Raw genomic sequence first — 19,306 nt, 5'->3', positions numbered from 1 at the left:
CGGGAGGGCTCATGACACGCACGCGCACGCCCGTGGTCGCCGGGTGGTTCACCGGCGACGGGGACGCCTTCCGGCTGCTGGGCACGCGGTGTTCCGCCTGCTCGACGGTCTACTTCCCCCGGGAGGACACGCACTGCCGCAACCCGTACTGCGCCGGCGGCCGGCTGATGGAGGTGCCGCTCTCGTCGCACGGGCGCGTCTGGTCGTACACCGACAGCCGGTACCGACCTCCGTCACCCTATGTGACCGATCCGGAACTTCCCTGGGTGCCGTGCACGTTGATCGCTGTGGAGCTGCCGGCCGAGCGTCTGGTGGTGCTGGGGCAGGCGGCTCCCGGGATCACCGTCGCCGATCTGGCGGTGGGCATGGAGGCCCGGGCCGTCGCCGGTGTGCTGCACGAGGACGCGGAGATGACCTGGACGACCTGGCAGTGGCGGCCGACGGGGGTGGGGGCATGACGCGGGACGTGGCGGTGCTCGGGGCGGGCATGCATCCGTGGGGCAAGTGGGGACGCGGCTTCGTCGAGTACGGCGTGAAGGCGGCTCGCGCGGCGCTCGCGGACGCGGGGCTGGAGTGGCGGGACGTCGGGTCGGTCGTCGGCGCGGACACCGTGCGTGGCGGCTATCCGGGGTACGTGGCCGGGGCGACGTTCGCGAAGGCGCTCGGCTGGCAGGGCGCCCGTGTCACGAGCGTCTACGCCGCCTGTGCCTCGGGGGCGCAGGCCATAGCCACGGCACGGGCGCAGATCCTCGCGGGCCTGGTGGACGTGGTGCTGGTGGTGGGGGCCGACGCGGCTCCCAAGGGGTTCTTCCGGCCGGCCGGCGGGGATCGTCCGGACGACCCGGACTGGCTGCGCTTCCGTGTCCTCGGGGCGACGAATCCGACGTACTTCGGGCTGTACGCACGACGGCGGATGGCGGTGCACGGGGACACGCTCGAGGACTTCGCGCAGGTCAAGGTGAAGAACGCCGCCCTGGGCGCCCGGAACCCCTACGCCCGCTACCGCAAGGCGGTCACCGCCGAGGAGGTCGCCGCGTCGTCCGTGGTCGCCGATCCGCTGCGGCTGCTCGACATCTGCGCGACCTCCGACGGCGCGGCCGCGCTCGTGCTGGCGGGCATGGACTTCGCCCGTCGGCACGGCGCCGGGAACGCCGTGCGGATCCGGGCGGTGTCCACGGTGACGCCGCGCTTTCCGAACACCGTCCTGGACCTGCCCGACATCGCGACGGACTCCGCCGTCGCGGTGCGGCCCGGCCCCGAGACCTTCCGGGAGTCGATCGCGCGGGCGTCGTACGAGGAGGCTGGTGTGGGTCCTGAGGACCTGTCCCTGGCGGAGGTCTACGACTTGTCCACCGCTCTGGAATTGCAGTGGTACGAGGATCTGGGTCTGTGCGGTGCCGGCGAGGCCGTGAAGCTGCTGCGGGAGGGGGCGACCGCACCGGGCGGGCGCATACCGGTGAATACGAGCGGGGGGCTGGCCTCCTTCGGTGAGGCGGTTCCGGCACAAGCGATCGCTCAGGTGTGCGAGCTGACCTGGCAGTTACGCGGAGTGGCCGGCGACCGGCAGGTCCCCGGCGCCCGCGTGGGCATGGCCGCGAACCAGGGGCTGTTCGGGCACGGATCCGCGGTGGTCGCCGTGCGGTGAGGGGCTGAGTCGGCCGGGGCGGCTCCCACCGGCGGCCCGCACAAGAAGTGTGGTGGCGCGAAGGCCAAGGTCAGCGGCGCGGGCGGGCGGTGGCGGAGCCGGGCAGAGGGTGAGACTCTACTGCTACGAGGTCGGCGGAAGCCATCCGTTCGCCCTCATGTGAGCCATGGTCAGTGGCCACTGCCCGGCTCGGCAGAAGCTGGCGTGCCTGTCGGTCCGTGCAGGGCCCCGTCGTCAGTCCCGCATCCGTGCGGGCGTGCCATGGGCCGGGCGGTGACGGTCCGTGAGCCGTCGGCACGTCCCCCCAACCGTCGGCATCCGCGACCTTGACGCCTCTCGGACGCCGGTGAACACTTCCCGGTGTCAGCCGACATCGCCTCATATGCGTCGGCGTATCCACGCAGAGCGCCGCGCGGTTGCGCCCGCATCAAGGCCCCGCTCCTCCGGCGACTCGGTTGCGACCTCACGCTCGTCGGACGCCGGGCGGGGCGCGGGACACGCCCCCTCGGCCGAAGTCGCCAGGGGAACGCACCCCGCACGGAGAGCCGGGGCCGATCGTCCCGGCCAGGCCTAGGAGCCGCCATGAGCAATGGAGACATCTTCGTCGGTGAGGTCATAGGCACCGCGATTCTGATCCTGTTCGGCGCCGGTGTGGTCGCCGCCGTCGTCCTGAACTACTCGAAGGCGAAAGACGGCGGCTGGATCGTCATCGCGTTCGGATGGGGTTTCGCTGTCATGGCGGGCGCCTACACCGCCGCCCCGTTGTCCGGCGGGCATCTCAATCCGGCCGTGACACTGGGGATCGCCATCGACACGGGTGTCTGGGACAAGGTCCCCCTGTACATCGCCGGCCAGATGGTGGGCGCGATGCTGGGGGCGGTCCTGTGCTGGCTGGTCTACTTCGCGCAGTTCCAGGCCAATGCCGACAAGGACATCGCGCAGCCGACGCTGGGAATCTTCTCCACGGTGCCGGCGATCCGGCATCCCGTGGCGAACCTCATGACAGAGATCATCGCGACGATCGGGCTGGTGCTGCCGCTGCTGGCGTTCGGGCTGACGAAGGGACTGATCCTGTCCGGGACCGGGATCCTGATGGTGTCGTTCCTGGTGGTCGGCATCGGTCTGTCCCTCGGCGGTCCCACGGGATACGCGATCAACCCGGCCCGTGACCTGGGCCCTCGCATCGTCCACTCCCTGCTGCCGATCCCCAACAAGGGGACATCGGACTGGGGCTACGCGTGGATCCCGGTGGTCGGACCGCTGATCGGCGGGGCGCTGGCGGGGCTCATCTTCAACGCAGCTTTCTGACGGATACGACGAAGGGGACGTCATGACGGACAAGTTCGTCGCCGCTATCGATCAGGGCACGACCTCCAGCCGCTGCATCGTCTTCAACCAGGACGGCGCCATCGTCGCCGTGGACCAGCGCGAACACCGGCAGATCTTCCCGAAGCCCGGCTGGGTGGAGCATGACGCGACCGAGATCTGGTCCAAGGTGCAGGCGGTCGTCGCCGGTGCGATCGCCAAGGCGGGGCTGAAGGCCGACCAGCTCAGCGCGCTCGGCATCACCAACCAGCGCGAGACGACCGTCCTGTGGGATCGGGCGACGGGCAAGCCGGTGCACAACGCCATCGTGTGGCAGGACACGCGCACGGCCACGCTGTGCGCCCAGCTGGGCGGCACGGAGGGGCAGGACCGCTTCCGTGAGCAGACCGGACTGCCGCTGGCCAGCTACTTCTCCGGGCCCAAGGCGGCCTGGCTGCTGGACAACGTGCCCGGTCTGCGGGACCGGGCCGAGCGCGGGGAGATCGCCTTCGGCACGATCGACTCGTGGTTGATCTGGAACCTCACCGGCGGCACCGACGGCGGGAAGCACGTCACCGACGTGACGAACGCCGGGCGCACCATGCTGATGAACCTGCAGACCCTCGCGTGGGATCCGTCGATCCTGTCGGCCATGAACGTGCCCGAGGCGATGTTGCCGGAGATCAAGTCGTCCGCCGAGGTGTACGGCACCGCTGTCGGGCAGCTCGCCGGGGTGCCGGTCGCCTCGGCGCTCGGCGACCAGCAGGCCGCCGTGTTCGGGCAGGCCTGCTACGACGTGGGCAGCGCGAAGAACACCTACGGCACCGGCAGCTTCCTGCTGCTCAACACCGGCAACCGTCCGGTCCCCTCGAAGAGCGGGCTGCTGACGACGATGGGGTACAAGATCGGCAGCGATGCGCCGGTGTACTGCCTGGAGGGCGCGATCGCCATCACGGGCGCGCTGGTCCAGTGGTTCCGCGACCAGCTCGGCATCATCCGGACCGCCGACGACATCGAGCCGCTGGCGGCGAGCGTCGAGGACAACGGCGGCGCCTACATCGTGCCCGCCTTCTCCGGCCTCTTCGCGCCGTACTGGCGTTCGGACGCGCGCGGTGTCATCACCGGCCTGACCCGGTACGTCACCAAGGCCCATCTCGCCCGTGCCGTCCTGGAGGCGACGAGTTGGCAGACGCGCGAGGTCGTGGACGCCATGCTCCAGGACTCCGGGGTGCACATCACCAGCCTGAAGGTCGACGGCGGCATGACCAAGAACAACCTGCTCATGCAGCACCAGGCCGATGTGCTGGACGTGCCGGTGATCCGGCCGAAGATCTCCGAGACGACCTGCCTGGGTGCCGCGTACGCGGCGGGGCTGGCGACGGGCGTGTGGAACGACCTGGACGAGCTCAAGGCGCACTGGGCGAAGGACACCGAGTGGACGCCGTCCATGCCGGCCGAGGAACGGGACCGCGAGTACCACAACTGGCGCAAGGCGGTGGAGAAGAGCTTCGGCTGGGTGGAGGACGGCGAGAGCTGAGGCAGTCCGCCCCCGGGCCCGGCACCGCCCCGCGGGGGCGCCGGTCCCGGTGTAGGGACTTCGGAACGGGGCACACGCGTGTAGGGGCCACGTGAACCCACAGGCGCGTGAACCCACGGGCCACGGCCCGTACCCCGGTCGGCGGGGGTACGGGCCGTGGCCCGCCGGATCGCGGCGGTGTCAGGTGGTCACGGACGGGCGGCGCTCCGCCTGGAACGCCATGGCGTGCCGGACGACGCCGATCAGGACCTCCTTGACCGACTCGCGCTCTCGGGCGTCGCACAGGAGCAGCGGTACGTCCGGGTCGAGGTCGAGGGCCTGCCGTACGGTGTCCGCCGGGTAACGGGCGGCTCCCTCGAAGCAGTTGACGCCGACGACGAAGGGGAGGCCGCGCCGCTCGAAGTAGTCGACCGCCGCGAAGCAGTCCTGGAGGCGGCGGGTGTCGGCCAGGACGACGGCTCCGAGCGCCCCCTCGGACAACTCGTCCCACATGAACCAGAACCGCTCCTGCCCGGGCGTGCCGAAGAGGTACAGCACCAGGTCCTCGCGCAGCGTGATGCGGCCGAAGTCCATGGCCACGGTGGTGGTGCGCTTGCCCTCGACTCCGCTCGTGTCGTCGACCGGCCGTCCGGCCTCGGTGAGCAGTTCCTCGGTGCGCAGCGGCCGGATCTCGCTGACCGCGCCGACGAGCGTGGTCTTGCCCACGCCGAAGCCGCCGGCCACGAGGATCTTGAGCGTGACGGGCTCGACCGGAGGCTTCCCGCGCTCAGAACGCCCGAAGATCATCGATCTCTTCTCCTGCTCGATGGGGGTCGCGCGGCGGTGGGCCGTAGCCCCCGCCGCCGGGGGTTTCGACGACGAGTACGTCACCGGGGCCGACGTCGGCCGAGTCGCTTCCGGCCAGCGTGGTCACCGTGCCGTCCGCGTGTTCGACGCGGTTGGTGCCCAGGGCGCCGGGTGCGCCGCCCGCCATGCCGTACGGCGGCACCCTTCGGTGCTGGGACAGTGTCGACACGGTCATGGGTTCGAGGAAGCGGATGCGGCGCACCGCGCCGTCACCGCCGCGCCACCGTCCGGAGCCGCCGCTGCCGGGCCGGACCGCGAACTCGTCGAGCCGTACGGGGAGCCGCCACTCCAGCACCTCGGGGTCGGTGAGACGTGAGTTGGTCATGTGGGTCTGGACGACGGGGGCGCCGGGGAAGCCGTCTCCCGCTCCGGAACCGGAGGCGACGGTCTCGTAGTACTGGTGGCGCGCGTTGCCGAAGGTGACGTTGTTCATGGTTCCGGAGCCCTCCGCCTGGACGCCGAGAGCGGCGTAGAGCGCACCGGTGATCGCCTGGGACGTCTCGACGTTGCCCGCGACGACGGCGGCCGGGGGCTCCGGGGCGAGCAGGGAACCGGGGGGCACGATGATGCGCAGGGGGCGCAGGCAGCCGTCGTTGAGAGGGATGTCGTCGGCGACCAGGGTGCGGAAGACGTAGAGGACCGCGGCGTTGACGACCGCGGAGGGGGCGTTGAAGTTGCTGGTCTGCTGGGGGGACGTGCCGGTGAAGTCGACGGTGGCGGTGCGCTGGGCGCGGTCGACGCGCACGCGTACGCGGATGACGGCGCCGGAGTCGGTCTCGTAGGCGTACTCGCCGTCGTCCAGGGCGTCGATGACACGGCGGACGGCTTCCTCGGCGTTGTCCTGGACGTGCCGCATGTATGCCTGGACGACGTCGAGGCCGAAGTCGTCGATCATGCGGGCGACCTCGTCGGCGCCCTTCCGGTTGGCCGCGATCTGGGCCCGGAGGTCGGCGAGGTTGGTCGTGGGGTTGCGGGAGGGGTAAGGCGCCTCGGTGAGCAGGCGGAGGGTCTCCTGTTCGCGGAAGCGGCCGTTCTCGGCGAGGAGCCAGTTGTCGAAGAGGACGCCCTCCTCGTCGATGGTGCGGCTGTTCGCGGGCATGGAGCCCGGCGCGACACCGCCGATCTCCGCGTGGTGGCCTCGTGAGGCGACGTAGAAGAGGATGCTCTGTTCACTCTCCGTGTCCGCCCCGGGGTCGGTGCCGAAGACCGGGGTGATCACGGTGACGTCGGGGAGGTGGGTGCCTCCGTGGTAGGGGTCGTTGACGGCGTAGGTGTCACCCGGGCGCATCCGGGCGCCCCGTCGGCGGATGACCTCTTTGACGCTCGTGCCCATGGATCCCAGGTGGACGGGGATGTGCGGGGCGTTGGCCACCAGGTTCCCGTCCGGGTCGAAGAGCGCGCAGGAGAAGTCGAGGCGCTCCTTGATGTTGACGGACTGGGCCGTGGACTCGAGGCGGGCGCCCATCTGCTCCGCGATGGACATGAAGAGGTTGTTGAAGACCTCCAGCAGAACCGGGTCGGCTTTCGTGTCGAGTTCGGAACTCTCCGTGACCGCCACGCGTTCCATGACCAGATGCCCCTCGTCGGACGTCCCGGCTCGCCAGCCGTCGTCGACGACGGTCGTCGCACCCGACTCGGCGATGATCGCCGGGCCGGTGACGGATACGCCGGGGGCCAGTCGCTCCCGGCGGTGCAGGGGGACGTCGCGCCAGGTGCCGCCCGTGTGGAGGGCGACGGTGCCCGGGGCATCCGGGCTGTCCTCGCGGGCGGTGCCGGGGGACGCGAGAGCGGAGAGATCGGGGGGTTCGGTGATGCCGGTGGCTTCGACGGAGAGGGCTTCGACGACGATCGGGCGGTCGAGCGTGAAGGAGTACGTGGCGCGATGACGTTCTTCGAAGGCTCGCCGCATGGCGTCGGGCTCGGTGAGTTCGACGGTGAGGGTGGTGTCGGTGCCGTCGTAGCGCAGTTGGGCGCGGCGGGTGACCCGGATGCGGTCCGCGGGGACGTCCTCGTCGAGGAGTTCGGTGCGGGCGGCCGCCTCGAGGTCGTCCGCGGTCTTCAGGACACCTCCCATCGACGCGGGCTCCAGAGGTGCCTCGACGGACTGCTCCCGCATCGCCGTGGTGTCGGCGAGGCCGATGCCGAGCGCGGACAGGACGCCGGCCATGGGGGGCACCAGGACGGTACGGATGCCGAGGGAGTCCGCCACCTTGCACGCGTGCTGGCCGCCGGCGCCCCCGAAGGTGGTGAGGGCGTAGCGGGTGACGTCGTGCCCCTTCTGGACGGAGATCCGCTTCACGGCGTTGGCGATGTTGGCGACGGCGATCTGCAGGTACCCCTCCGCGACCTGTTCGGGGGTGCGGTCGTCGCCGGTGCGGTCACGGATCTCGGCCGCGAGCGCGGTGAAGCGTTCGCGGACGAGGCCGGCGTCGAGGGGCTGGTCGCCGCGGGGGCCGAACACCGCGGGGAAGTGGGCGGGCTGGATGCGGCCGAGCATGACGTTGGCGTCGGTGACCGTGAGCGGGCCGCCGCCCCGGTAGCAGGCGGGCCCCGGGTCCGCGCCCGCCGAGTCCGGCCCTACGCGGTAGCGCGACCCGTCGAAGTGCAGCACCGAGCCTCCGCCGGCCGCGACGGTGTGGATGTCCAGCATGGGGGCGCGCAGCCGGACTCCGGCGATCCGCGTGGTGAAGACGCGCTCGTAGTCGCCGGCGAAGTGGGACACGTCGGTGGAGGTGCCGCCCATGTCGAAGCCGATGACCCGGTCGTGGCCGGCGAGCCGCGACATCCGGGCCATGCCGACGATGCCGCCCGCGGGGCCGGAGAGGATGGCGTCCTTGCCGCGGAACTGCCCCGCTTCCGCGAGGCCCCCATTGGACTGCATGAACATCAGCCGCACACCGTCGAGTTCGTCGGCGACGTGCTGGACGTAGCGGCGCAGGACCGGCGACAGGTAGGCGTCGACGACGGCGGTGTCCCCGCGGGGCACGAGCTTCATCAGCGGGCTGACCTCGCTGGACAGCGAGATCTGCGGGAAGCCGATACGGGCGGCGAGCCGGCCGACGGCCTGTTCGTGCCCCGGGTGCAGATGGCTGTGCAGGCAGACCACGGCGACGGCCCGGACGCCGTCGTCGTACGCCTCCTGGAGCGGGCCGGCGAGGGCGCGCAGGTCGGGGGCGCGCAGGACGGTCCCGTCGGCCGCGATGCGTTCGTCGACCTCGACCACCCGTTCGTACAGCAGTTCCGGGAGGTCGATGCGGCGGGCGAAGATGTGCGGGCGGTTCTGGTAGGCGATGCGCAGGGCGTCGCGGAAGCCGCGGGTGATCACCAGGAGCGTCCGCTCGCCCTTGCGTTCGAGGAGGGCGTTCGTGGCGACCGTGGTGCCCATGCGGACGGCTTCGACGCGGTCGGTGGAGTCGCCGAGCAGTTCGCGGACGCCCGCGACGGCCGCGTCCGTGTAGCGGGCGGGGTTCTCCGACAGCAGTTTGTGGGTCAGCAGCCGGCCGTCCGGGCGGCGCGCGACGATGTCCGTGAAGGTGCCACCCCGGTCGACCCAGAACTGCCAGGCTGTCACGTCACTACCCCGCTTCCGCGCCGCTCACAGCGCCCGCAGGCCGTCGATCACGTCGCGCAGAATACTCTCGTCGACCATCTCGGCCGGTGGGACGGGGCGGTTCACATGGACGAATTCCCCGTCCACGAGGTCGCCGACGAGGACCCGAACGACACCGACGGGCAGGTCGAGCTCGGCGGAGAGTTCGGCGACGGACTGCGGGGCCCCACGGCACAGCCCGACGATCTCCACATGTTCCGGGGACAGCGCCGAGTCGGCTTCCGGATCGCCCGCGTGCGGTTCGGTGACGACCACCGCGATCAGGTCGAGGCGGTGCTGGGCCGCACTCGTGGTGCGGCCGCGTGTCATCGCGTAGGGACGGACGACCGGTCCGGCCTCGTCGTCGAACCAGTGGCTTCTTCCCTGACCGTCAGCGCTCATGCTGTCCCACTACCCGCCCGAGGACGGATCGGTGCGCGGTGCGGTCCCCAGATGCACGCCGACCCGCTTCACGAGGAGCGTCATCTCGTAGGCGACCTGGCCGACGTCGGAGTCCGCGTCCGAGAACACCGCGAGACAGCTGCCGTCACCGGCGGCCGTCACGAACAGGAAGGCGTCGTCGAGTTCGACGACGGTCTGGCGGACGCTGCCGGCCTCGAAGTGCCGGCCCACGCCCTTGGCGAGGCTGTGGAACCCGGAGGCGACGGCGGCCAGGTGCTCGCTGTCCTCACGGGTCAGGTCCTTGGACACGCCGGTCGGCAGGCCGTCCCCGGAGAGCACGACGGCCTTGCGGATGCTGGCGACGCGGTCCACCAGATCGTCGAGAAGCCAGTTGAGCTCGCCGTTCTGCGTGGTCGCGGCGTGGTCGGTCGCCTTTGGTGCGGTCATCGACCGTCCCCCTTTGTCGTTCCCTGTGGTGCTGTGCCGCCCGGCGCGGTGTCGTCGCCCGCGGCGTTCTCCTTCCGGCCCCGCTGCCAGCCTCGCTGGAGCGAGGCCATACGGCTGCGTACCTCGTCCGCGTCGCGTTCGCCGGGGTCCGGCCTCGCGGGGCGGGGGGCCGGTGCCTTCTTGAGCTGGGGTGCCAGGCTGGCCTGCCGGACCCGCCGGGGCAGCGGCCCCGTGCCGGGTGCGGGCGGCTGCGGGGCCGTGCTCCGGTCCGGAGCGGTGTCGTCCGGTCCGCCGGCCGCGAGCTCGGAGCGCCGGGCGCGTCCGGTCAGGGCGGCGGGCTCGTGCGGGCCGACGGCGTCGGGGCCGGTGGTGTCCGGTGCTTCGGAGCGGCCGGATCCTGCCGGGTGTCCGGGCCCGGCCGGGTCGCCGGATCCCTGTGGTTCCGCGGCGCCGGCGATGCCGCCTCGGGGGCCCGTGCCGCGGCGCCGGGTGGGCAGCGGGGCCGGACCGTCGGCCGGCGCGCGGCTGGGGCGGTACGAGGGTTCCGCGTCGGTCTTCTCCAGGCGGGGCCGGTGTTCGGTGACGGGGCGCCCGTGGGAGCTGACCAGCTTGGGGGTCCGGCGCCGGGGCAGGGGGACCGGGGCGTTCAGATCGTCGTCCGGGTCGTCGGGGACCTCGGTGACCGGGCCCAGGTCTCCGCGCCGGCTCGCGGGGTCGTCCTCGGCGCGCCCGAAGGCGCGTCGCGGGTGGAAGAGACCGCCGCGTTCGCCGTCCTCCTCGTCGAGGGAGTCCGGGAAGTCGCTCAGGGCGTCGAGGTCGACGGGGGCCTCGAGCTCGACGGGACCGTCGAGGAGCGCGGCCGGCAACCCCGGCGTGCGGGCCGGCACCTTGGAGAGCGCGGCTCGTCGCGACTCCTCCAGTTCGGCCTCCTTCGAGGGGGTGGGGCGGTCCAGGCGGAAGCCGATGCCGTTGGTGTCCGGGACATCGTCGGTGAGGAGGGCGTCCGGGATGAAGACGACGGCGGTGGTGCCCCCGTACGGCGAGGGCTGGAGGGAGACCCTGACGTTCTGCCGCTGGGCGAGCCGGCTGACCACGAAGAGACCGAGCCGGTCGGTGTCGGACAGTTCGAACTCGGGCGTCTCGGCGAGCCGGAGGTTGGCGTCGAGCAGGGCGTCGGCGGCCATGCCCAGTCCGCGGTCGTGGATCTCCAGGGTGAAGCCGTTGGCGACCCGCTCCCCGAGGACCTGGACGGCGGTGTGCGGCGGGGAGAACACCGTGGCGTTCTCGAGGAGTTCGGCGACCAGGTGGGTGAGGTCGGCGACGGCTGGTCCGGTGACGGCCACGCGGGGCAGCCGGCGCACCTCGATGCGCTCGTAGTCCTCGACCTCGGCGACCGCGGCGCGGACGACGTCCATGAGCTGGACGGGTTTGCGCCACTGCCGGGACGGGGCCGCGCCGGAGAGGATCACCAGTCCCTCGGCGTGGCGGCGCATGCGCGTGGTCAGGTGGTCCAGCCGGAACAGGTCGGCGAGTTCGTCGGTGTCGTCGGTCCGGCGTTCCATGGTGTCGAGGAGGGTGAGCTGCTTGTGCAGGAGGACCTGGCTGCGGCGGGCGAGATTGACGAAGACCTCGGAGACGCCGGCGCGCAGTTCGGCCTGTTTGACGGCGGCCTCCACGGCGGCCCGCTGGAGGGTGTTGAGGGCCTGCCCGACCTCGCCGATCTCGCTCTTGTCGTAGGCGAGGCGCGGGACCTCGGTCTCGACGTCGACCTGTTCACCGGCGGAGAGCCGGCGCATCACGCTGGGCAGCCGGACGCCGGAGGCCTCATGGGCGTCGAGGCGGAGCTGGCGCAGGTCACGGACGAGGCCGCGGCCGATCCGTACGGACAGGAAGAGCGAGAACAGCACGGCGAGCAGTCCGAGCACGCCGGCGACGACGGCCTTGACGATGACGCCCATCGCGACGGGGCGGACCCGGTCCTGATAGCGGTCGCCGGCCTCGTCGTTCAGTTTGCCGAGTTCGTCGAGCACACCGCCGGCGGCGGTGTCCCAGTCCTGGGCGTCCACCGTGCTGGGGCGTCCCGGCTGGGAGAAGACGACGGACTGCTCGGCGACCCGGAGGGGGGCCGTGGAGCCGTTCTTCCAGAAGTGCTGGAAGCGTTCGCGTTCGTACGAGGGCAGGTCGGTCAGGCTCAGGTCGTACATCAGGGTGCGCTGGGCGATGAGATCGGAGACGTCGCGGATCTCGTCGCGGGTGAGCCGGCCGACCACGAGGGCGGAGCTGAGCAACGCGTCCTCGCGGGAGAGCAGTTCGCGGGCGCGCGTGATGTTGAGGAGGGCGCGGGCCTCCTTGTCCATGGCGACGTCGTCGATGCCGTCGAGGGAGGCGAGGAGGGCGTAGCAGGGCTCGACGAGGAGGTTGTACTGGTGGAGCGCCTCGGCGCGTTTCACCGTGCCGTCCTCGACGCTGCGGCGCAGGGGCCCGATACCGTCGAAGGCGTCCAGGACGGCGGTGAGGCGTTCGGTGTCGCCCGCGTCCATGCCGTCGCGGACGTCGGGGTCCTTGGCGTTCCCGCGGATCTCGGCGATGGCGGTGTCGGTTGCCTTCCGGCTCTCCCGGAGGGCGGCCAGGGCGTCAGAGGCGCGGCGGTCGGCGAGGTAGACGAGGGCCTGCCGTCGCTCCTGCTGGATCACGCGGACGGCGTCCTCGGTGGAGTAGCCGATCTTCTCGACGAGGGAGGACACCGTGAACAGCTGGGTCACCTCTCGCCCGGTGAGTACCGTGGCGAATCCCCAGATCGCGGTCAGGGACACCAGCGGCACGAGAAGCAGCGCCACCATTTTCCGGCGGATCGACTTCCCGCGAAAGCGCATGGCCTCCCCCAGCTCGGTCCCCCCTGCCGGCCAGGGGCACACCTGTGCGTCAACAATGGGCGCGAGCCTACTACCGACGCACTGGTAACTCGAAGAGACATCCGGAGCCTGAACTTCCGCACTGGTGACGAGACATGGGGAGTTGTCCGGGCATGACGGGAATTACCTCCCGCAAACGTCGTGCACCATGGTGAATCGTTCCGGCCCACCCGCTCGGCCAGTTGGCCGGAAATCTCTGCTCGGCGGGAATCTTCCGGGGGTGCTGATCGTCCTTCTCTACGGGAAACGGGGCGGATGGGACCACGGGAGCCGCGTCCAGCCCCCGGCGGCGTAAAACAGCGCAAGCCGGGCAGTCGCTCAGGGGCTGGGTGTTGGGATGCGGGCGAGCGGTCCGCGGACGGTGGGGAGTGACACGGTGATGGGTACGGCGGAGCAGCGCGAGGGGTCCCGGGGCAGCGCTGCGGTGCGACAGGGACCCGATGTGCTGGATCGCGACATTCCGGTGAGCGGGGGCGAGGGCGCCGGGAGCGACGAGCGGGCGTACTACCGGCCGCTGTGGGTCGAGGACCCGGCGCCGCGGCGGCGTATGCCCGATCCGGTGCGGACGGCGGCCGTTCGGGCGGTGCTCGTCGTCTCGGTGACGCTGATCCAGGCGGTGGTGGCGTTCCTGTGCACACTCGCGGGGTCCTGGCTGGCCTTCCCCATGGTCATCAGCAGTGTGGTCAGCGTCGTCGTGGCGACCTGGGCCGCCCTCGACGTCTGGGTGACCCGCCAGGTCTGGAACCAGCGGCACGGTGTGGTGTCGACCCCCAGCAGCACGGCGCGGTCCCTGCGGCGTGAGCGCCGCACGGCGCGGTCCCTGCGGCGTGAGCGCCGCACGGCGCGACGGCTGGCGCGCTCGGCCGAGCGCGCCCAGGCGCGCGTACGTCGGCGGGCCGGCGCGGGGCAGCTGTCGCACCCCTGACCCCGGCCCGCGCCGCGCGGCAGCTCGTCAGACCGCCTCGGGATCCACGGGCGCGGGGCGCTTGAACATCCGGGTGGCGGTGATCTCGCTGTGCCCGGCCTCGCCCGTCTGCTGCTGCGGCAGTCCGGGACGCAGATGCTCCTCCACGCTGATGTACTTCAGGCCCGCCCTGAGGTCGGCGTCGTTGCGCAGCCGGATGACGAGCGGGAACTCCGCGAGCGCGGTCGTGTCGAACAGGCCGGTGGTGTACAGCAGTTGGACACCGAGCGCGTCGGACACGGCGCGCTGGAGCTCCAGCAGATAGGTGGCGTTGGCCCGCCCGATGGGGTTGTCCAGGAACAGCGTGCCGGCGTGCCGGTGCTTGTCCCTGCCCCGGTCGTTGGACCGCAGCGCGGCCATGGTGCAGTACAGCGCGATGGCCGCCGTGAGCAGCTGCCCCCCGGAGAACACGTCGCCCATCTGGCCGACGGGCACCCGCTCGGCGCGCAGCACGGCGTCCGGCTTGAGGATCTCCACGGCGACGCCCTTCGGCTGGAGCGCCGCGGCGACGCCGCGCAGCAGCAGGGACATGCCGTCCCGCCGGAGGTCGGAGTTCTTCTTCACGGCGGCCCGGGTGGCGTCGTCGATCACCTCGCCCAGCCGTTCGGTGAGGGTGGCCTGGTCGGGCTCCTCGAAGCGGATGCGGAGGAACTCCTGCCCGGACCACTCCCCCAGCCCCTCGGGCAGCCGGGACAGCCGCTGGGCGGACCGCAGGGTCGCCAGAGCCGACTCCACGAGGCCGCGGAGCCTGTCGACGATCGAGTCGCGGTTGCGCTCGAGCTGGGCCAGCTCGTCGGTGAGCACGCGCAGCCGGGGCGCGAAGGCGTCCGCCCACTTCTGGGCGTGCTCGGGCAGCGCGGAGGCGGGCAGCTCGCGGATCTGCTGGCGGGCCGGGGTGCGGACCTGCTCGTAGCGGGTGGAGTTGGCGTGCCGGACGAGGACGTCGGCGGCCTCGCGCACAGCGGCCTCGGCGGCGGAGAGGTCGGCGGCACAGCCGCGCAGGGAGCGGCGGGCCTCGGCCGCGGACCGCCGGGCCTCCTCCATGCTGCCGGGGTAGGGCTCGACGTCCTCCTGCTCCTCGTCCGAGGTGTGCTCGCGCAGCAGGTCGCGCAGCATCGCGGCGACCTCGTCGAACCCGCCGGCCGCGTCCTCGGCGGCACGGTGGGCATCGAGGAGTTCCGTGTGCGCGTCACGGGCCTGTGCCAACGCTTCGGTGAGCGCGGCGAGTTCGCCGGTCGCCATCCGCAGCAGGGACTGGGCGTGCTCGGCGTCGCGCGGCTGCAGCTCCTCCGGCAGGTCGGTGTGCGCCTCGCCCTCCTTCGGAGCGTGGCGCTCGGCCTCGCCGCGCAGCCGGCCCAGCTGCTCGCTGGCGGCGGACATGCGGGTCTCCAGGAGCTGGACCAGTTCCTCGGCGCGCGAGACGGCCGCCTGCCGGGAGGGTCCGTCGGAGCCGTCGGGCGATTCGAGGAGCTGTTCGGCGCGGGTCCGGACCTTGTTGCTCAACCGGTCCAGGTCGGCGCGGGCCGCGCTCTCGTCGCTCTCCGCGCGGGCCTGCTCGGCGCGCAGGTCGGCGCCGACACCGACCTTCTCGTACACCTGGGACGCGGCCCGGTACGCCTCACGGAGCGCCGGCAGGGACGTCTTCGGGGCGTCCGCGTCGGTGTCCGGTACGTCGTCGGGGGCGCCCGCGATCTCCGCACGCTCGGCGCGCAGGGCACGTGCGGTGCGACGCGCGTCGTCGGCGGCGCGCTGGGCGGCACGGCGGTCCTCGTCGGCGGCGCGGGCACGCTCCAGACAGGACTGGGCGCGGGCCTCGGACTCGGCGGCCTCGTCGGCGAGTTCGCGGAGTCTGACCTGCCAGCCGGCCCGCTCGCGCAGCCGGAAGGCGAGTCCGGCGAGGGCGTCGGCGGCGCGCCGCGCCCTCTGCGCGGCCTCCTGGCGTTCGTCGCGGACCGCCGCGGCCTCGGCCGCGGCCTCGTCGGCCTCGGCGCGCACGGTCCGCGCCTCGGCGAGCTCCGCCTCGGACTCCTCGGCGAACACGCGCGCGTCCCGGGCGGCCTGAGCCAGCTCCACCAGTCGTCCGGCCGGGCAGCCGGTGCGCCAGGAGGCCAGGCGTGCCGCCAGCTCCCGGTCCTTGCCGAGGCGGGTGGCGAGGCCACGGATCTCCTCGTCGCGCGCGGCCGCCCGGGCCCGTAGCGCCTGCCGCTCCTCGTCGGCGGCGTGCTCGTCGTGCATCGCCGGGTTCGGCGGTACGAGGAAGACGTCCGTGTCCGACGCGCCGGCGGCCGGGGTGGGGGCGAGCAGGGCGGCCGCCGTGCCGACGGCGACGGTGGAGCGGGGCAGCAGCGCGGCGTCGGCCAGTGCCTCGCGGGCCCGGGCGTGCGTGCCGGGGTCGGTGATGATCACGCCGTCGACGAGTTCGGGACGGGCGGCGAGCACACGCGCGTGGTCGGTCGGGTCGACGGCCTGCGCGAGGTAACGCCAGCCCGGCAGGGCGGGGATGCCCTGCTCGCCGAGGAACTCCACGGTGGCCAGCACGTCGGGGCCGGGCGGGAGCAGCCCGCCGTCACCGAGCGCGCCGAGGATACGGGCGTCGTCGGCGGCGGCCGTCCGCAGGTCGAAGAGCTGGCGCTCGGCGGCGGAGACGGCGTCGTCGAGCAGCTCACGCAGTTCGTCGGCGAACCGGTCGAGGTCCTCCGGGGTGAGCTCGCCCTCCGCGGTCCCGCCCCCCTCGGTCCGCGCCCCCGCACCGCTCTGGTCACCCGTGCGCGGAGCGGGCACCGCGCCGTCCCTGGTGCCCGAGTCACCGGAGAGGCCGAGCAGTTCGACCAGGCGCTCCTCCTGGGCGAGGCTCTCGGCGAGGCGGCGCTCGGCGTCGTGGGCACGCTCCGCCGCCGAGGCGGCGTCGGCGGCGCGGGCCGCCGTCAGCTCGGCACGGGACTCCGCGGAGGCCGCCTCACGCGCGTGCTCCGAGGCCCGCCGGGACGCCTCACGGGCGGTGTCCCAGGCGGCGACGGCGGACTTCTCGGCGTCGCTCGCCGCGAGGGCGGCACGGGCCGGGTCGGCGTCGGGGGCGCTGTCGTCGAGCCAGCCGGCGCGGACGGCCTCGGCGGTCTCCTGCTCGACCTCGGTCAGCCGCTGCCGCAGATGCCCGGCCTCGCTGCGGGCGCGCTGCGCCTCGGTGGCGGCGGCCGTGGAGTCCCGGTAGGCGGACTCGCCGGCCTCCTGGAGCGCGGCGGACCGCTCCTCCCCCTCGTTGGCCTGTGCCTCGGCACGCTCGGCGGCGGCGTGCAGGGCGCGGACGAGATCGACGGCGGCCTTGGCACGGGCGGCCAGCGCGGGGGCCGCGTCGCGCTCGGCCTCCTGGATGGCGGCGGCCACGCGTGCCACCCGGTCGGCGGCGGCACGGTGACGCAGGACGGCTTCGGCGGCCTGCCAGGCGGAGTGCAGGGTGCGGGCGTCGGCGAGCTCGCGCTTCTGCGCGGCGGCGGACTTCTCGGCGGCGGCGAGCGCCAACGAGGCGTGCCGGTAGGCGAGTTCCGCGGCGATCAGCGCACTGCGCCCGCGCGCGCCCTCGGCATGCGTGACGGCGTGGGCGGCCGCGGTGACGCGCTGGGCGAGGTCGGCGGCCCGGACGCGTTCCCGCGTGCCCCGCGCGGTGAGGCGCCGGGCCAGGGCGCGGGTGCGGCGCTCGGCGCCGGCGTGGACGTCCCGCGCGCGTGCGCGGGTCTCCGCGGCCTCGACGATCCGCCCGAGCAGGTCGACGGACCCGGCGGTGAAGTCCCGCTCGGCGATCAGCTCGGCGCGCCGGCCCAGCTTGTTGCCGAACCCGCCGACCAGGTCGGCGAGGCCGTCGGTGTCGCGGGTGTCGGTCACGGCCCGCAGCAGCAGGTCGGTGAAGTCGGAGTCCTTCTTGACCGCGAAGAGGCCGGCCGCCTCACCCTCGTCGGCGTTCATCTCCCGCTGGTAGCGGAACAGTTCGGGGTCGAGGCCCAGGTCGCCGAGGTGTTCGATCCAGCGGTCGTGGATGTCCTCCCAGTGCACCTCCAGATGCGGGTACGCCTTGCCCGCCTCCGTGAGGGCGTCCCGGAAGCCCTTCATGGTGCGCCGGCGGCCCCGCGCGCCGGACTGGCCCTCGACCGGCGGCCGTACGGCGGTGGACTCGGCGACGGGGAGGTTGTCCAGGCTGAGGCCGGGGCCGGGGCGGAAGGAGTACCAGGCCTCCGCGAACTTCCGCGGGTCGTTGGAGACCTGGCGGCCGCGCCACTCGCTGACCTTGCCGACCACCACGCACTCGCCGGTCAGGGTGTGCTGCCACTCCAGGGCGACGTGCCCGCAGTCGTCGGCGAGCAGGAACTTGCGCAGTACACCGGAGCTGGCGCCGCCCAGCGTGTTGCGGTGACCGGGCAGCATCACCGAGAAGATCAGCTTGAGCAGGACCGACTTGCCGCCGCCGTTCTCCAGGAAGAGCACGCCGGCGGGGGCGGGCCGGCGCCGCGGGCCGACCGGCTCCTCCTCGAAGAACTCCGCCTGGGTGGGCGCGGGATCGGGCACGGGCTCGCCGACACCGCGCAGGTCCAGCACGGTGTCGGCGTAGCGCGCACCGGCCGGTCCGATGGAGTAGAGGCGGATCCGGGACAGCTCGTACATGGCGGACTCTCGTAAGTCTTCGGCAGGTGGGGGGAGGTCGGTGGGGCTCAGGCCGAGTGGAACGGCAACCCGGCGTCGGCCACCAGGTCCAGGGCGTCGGTGTCCTCGGCGGGCAGCAGCGTCGGTGTGCCGTCGGTGACCGGGACGACGCCCAGTTCCAGCAGTTCGGTCATGGCGGCGCTGCCCGCCATGTCACGGACCTGGAGCTGGTAGCGGGCCGTGGTGCGGTAGGTGCCTCCGTGGTCGTCGCCGGTCCGCTGGAGGAAGCCGGAGTCGGTGAGGAAGGCGACGGCCTTGCCGACGATGCCGGTGGTGGAACCGGCGAGCCGTCGCGCGTCCTTGGTGGCGCCGGCGGCGCTGCGTCTGCTCCAGATGCGCCAGGCGGCCTCCAGGCCGGGGGCGTCCGTGGCCGGGTCGGTGTTCTCCCCCTGCTCCTCGGCGCGCTCCTCCAGGCGGCGGCAGGCCTGGCGGACGAAGGCGTCGACGCCGTTGACGGTGACGCGCCCGATGTAGCCGTCGTCGGCGAGGTCCTCGGGACGCGGGAACGCCATCGCGGCGACGGCGAGATGGGCCAGCCCGTGCAGGAACCGGTCGCCGCCGTCGGCGGACGTCCGGCGGGCGTAGTCGCTCATGCGCACCGCGAACACCGAGTCCTCGGCGGCGGTGACCGCCATCCCCGCGCGCGGGGACACCTCCAGCACGACCAGCCCGAGTCCCGTGGCCACGGCGTCGGCGAGCCGCGCGAACGCCGGGTCCTCGCGGTAGCGGCGCAGCAGTTCGGTGTACTCCTGGTCGCGGGCGGGCTGGAGCTTGGGCTGCAGCCCGAAGGAGACGAGCCGCGCCGCGTCGGCGGCGTCGGCGGGGGTGACGGCGGACGGCGCCTGCGGTACGGCGGCCTCCGGCTCACTCCGATCGACGTGCTCGGTCACGCTTGTGGCTCCTTGTGGCGGTGGTGCGGGGGCATGCGGTGCGCTTCGCGGTGCTGGCTCCGGGTCGTACGGTGCCCGGC

At 72.8% G+C, this 19,306-nt stretch carries 12 protein-coding genes; 5 read left to right on the top strand and 7 right to left on the bottom strand.

All coding sequences use genetic code 11. The annotated features are described in order from the left end of the window. Nucleotides 1-32: 32 nt before the first annotated feature. The 4 genes from ABZ899_RS04430 to glpK all read left to right on the top strand — a co-directional run bounded on the left by ABZ899_RS04430 (nucleotide 33) and on the right by glpK (nucleotide 4,487). Nucleotides 33-458 carry a zinc ribbon domain-containing protein gene (locus ABZ899_RS04430; RefSeq protein ID WP_361340581.1) on the top strand — a complete coding sequence of 142 codons (426 nt, stop codon included), beginning with the start codon at nucleotides 33-35 and terminating at the stop codon, nucleotides 456-458. Then, entirely contained in the window at nucleotides 455-1,645 is a 1,191-nt protein-coding gene (locus tag ABZ899_RS04425) for a lipid-transfer protein (RefSeq protein ID WP_361340524.1), read from the top strand. Before ABZ899_RS04430 ends, ABZ899_RS04425 begins: the two co-directional genes overlap by 4 nt. 582 nt (nucleotides 1,646-2,227) lie before the next feature. Further along, complete coding sequence (locus ABZ899_RS04420) at nucleotides 2,228-2,953, top strand: MIP/aquaporin family protein (RefSeq protein WP_361340521.1); 726 nt, start codon at nucleotides 2,228-2,230, stop codon at nucleotides 2,951-2,953. A 22-nt stretch (nucleotides 2,954-2,975) separates the two neighbouring features. Then, nucleotides 2,976-4,487 (top strand): glycerol kinase GlpK, encoded by a 1,512-nt coding sequence (gene glpK / locus ABZ899_RS04415; protein ID WP_361340518.1) that lies wholly within the window; start codon nucleotides 2,976-2,978, stop codon nucleotides 4,485-4,487. Nucleotides 4,488-4,667: 180 nt separating this feature from the next. Here glpK and ABZ899_RS04410 read toward each other — a convergent pair whose 3' ends face one another. The 5 genes from ABZ899_RS04410 to ABZ899_RS04390 are packed head-to-tail and all read right to left on the bottom strand — an operon-like array spanning nucleotide 4,668 to nucleotide 12,644. Beyond that, nucleotides 4,668-5,273, bottom strand: a complete 606-nt coding sequence (locus tag ABZ899_RS04410) for an ATP/GTP-binding protein (RefSeq protein WP_361340515.1) — start codon at nucleotides 5,271-5,273, stop codon at nucleotides 4,668-4,670. After that, complete coding sequence (locus ABZ899_RS04405) at nucleotides 5,254-8,904, bottom strand: hydantoinase B/oxoprolinase family protein (protein WP_361340512.1); 3,651 nt, start codon at nucleotides 8,902-8,904, stop codon at nucleotides 5,254-5,256. Before ABZ899_RS04405 ends, ABZ899_RS04410 begins: the two co-directional genes overlap by 20 nt. Before the next feature lie 24 nt (nucleotides 8,905-8,928). Next, nucleotides 8,929-9,324, bottom strand: a complete 396-nt coding sequence (locus tag ABZ899_RS04400) for a DUF742 domain-containing protein (RefSeq protein WP_361340509.1) — start codon at nucleotides 9,322-9,324, stop codon at nucleotides 8,929-8,931. 9 nt (nucleotides 9,325-9,333) lie between these two features. Then, nucleotides 9,334-9,771, bottom strand: a complete 438-nt coding sequence (locus ABZ899_RS04395; protein WP_361340507.1) for a roadblock/LC7 domain-containing protein — start codon at nucleotides 9,769-9,771, stop codon at nucleotides 9,334-9,336. Beyond that, nucleotides 9,768-12,644, bottom strand: a complete 2,877-nt coding sequence (locus ABZ899_RS04390; protein WP_361340504.1) for a nitrate- and nitrite sensing domain-containing protein — start codon at nucleotides 12,642-12,644, stop codon at nucleotides 9,768-9,770. The genes ABZ899_RS04395 and ABZ899_RS04390 overlap by 4 nt, the downstream gene beginning before the upstream one ends. Before the next feature lie 418 nt (nucleotides 12,645-13,062). Between ABZ899_RS04390 and ABZ899_RS04385 the strand changes: the two genes are divergently transcribed. After that, nucleotides 13,063-13,608 carry a hypothetical protein gene (locus tag ABZ899_RS04385; protein ID WP_361340501.1) on the top strand — a complete coding sequence of 182 codons (546 nt, stop codon included), beginning with the start codon at nucleotides 13,063-13,065 and terminating at the stop codon, nucleotides 13,606-13,608. A gap of 27 nt (nucleotides 13,609-13,635) precedes the next feature. Here the strand turns inward: ABZ899_RS04385 and ABZ899_RS04380 are convergent, their stop codons facing one another. Both ABZ899_RS04380 and ABZ899_RS04375 read right to left on the bottom strand, forming a co-directional pair. After that, the gene (locus tag ABZ899_RS04380) at nucleotides 13,636-18,297 is read right to left on the bottom strand and encodes a hypothetical protein (RefSeq protein WP_361340498.1); all 4,662 of its coding nucleotides are present in this window, start codon (nucleotides 18,295-18,297) and stop codon (nucleotides 13,636-13,638) included. A gap of 47 nt (nucleotides 18,298-18,344) precedes the next feature. Further along, nucleotides 18,345-19,226 carry a hypothetical protein gene (locus ABZ899_RS04375; protein WP_361340495.1) on the bottom strand — a complete coding sequence of 294 codons (882 nt, stop codon included), beginning with the start codon at nucleotides 19,224-19,226 and terminating at the stop codon, nucleotides 18,345-18,347. Between the last annotated feature and the right edge of the window lie 80 nt (nucleotides 19,227-19,306).

It is taken from the genome of Streptomyces sp. NPDC046859 (genome assembly GCF_040645135.1).
Taxonomy (GTDB): domain Bacteria; phylum Actinomycetota; class Actinomycetes; order Streptomycetales; family Streptomycetaceae; genus Streptomyces.
Note: the sequence above shows the minus strand (reverse complement) of the source record. Positions and strands in the feature narration are given on the sequence as shown.

Coding starts and splice junctions, on each gene's coding strand:
- ABZ899_RS04390 (WP_361340504.1), bottom strand. CDS start 12,644: ATGCGCTTTCGCGGGAAGTCGATCCGCCGGAAAATGGTGGCGCTGCTT.
- ABZ899_RS04425 (WP_361340524.1), top strand. CDS start 455: ATGACGCGGGACGTGGCGGTGCTCGGGGCGGGCATGCATCCGTGGGGC.
- ABZ899_RS04395 (WP_361340507.1), bottom strand. CDS start 9,771: ATGACCGCACCAAAGGCGACCGACCACGCCGCGACCACGCAGAACGGC.
- ABZ899_RS04410 (WP_361340515.1), bottom strand. CDS start 5,273: ATGATCTTCGGGCGTTCTGAGCGCGGGAAGCCTCCGGTCGAGCCCGTC.
- glpK (WP_361340518.1), top strand. CDS start 2,976: ATGACGGACAAGTTCGTCGCCGCTATCGATCAGGGCACGACCTCCAGC.
- ABZ899_RS04420 (WP_361340521.1), top strand. CDS start 2,228: ATGAGCAATGGAGACATCTTCGTCGGTGAGGTCATAGGCACCGCGATT.
- ABZ899_RS04400 (WP_361340509.1), bottom strand. CDS start 9,324: ATGAGCGCTGACGGTCAGGGAAGAAGCCACTGGTTCGACGACGAGGCC.
- ABZ899_RS04380 (WP_361340498.1), bottom strand. CDS start 18,297: ATGTACGAGCTGTCCCGGATCCGCCTCTACTCCATCGGACCGGCCGGT.
- ABZ899_RS04385 (WP_361340501.1), top strand. CDS start 13,063: ATGGGTACGGCGGAGCAGCGCGAGGGGTCCCGGGGCAGCGCTGCGGTG.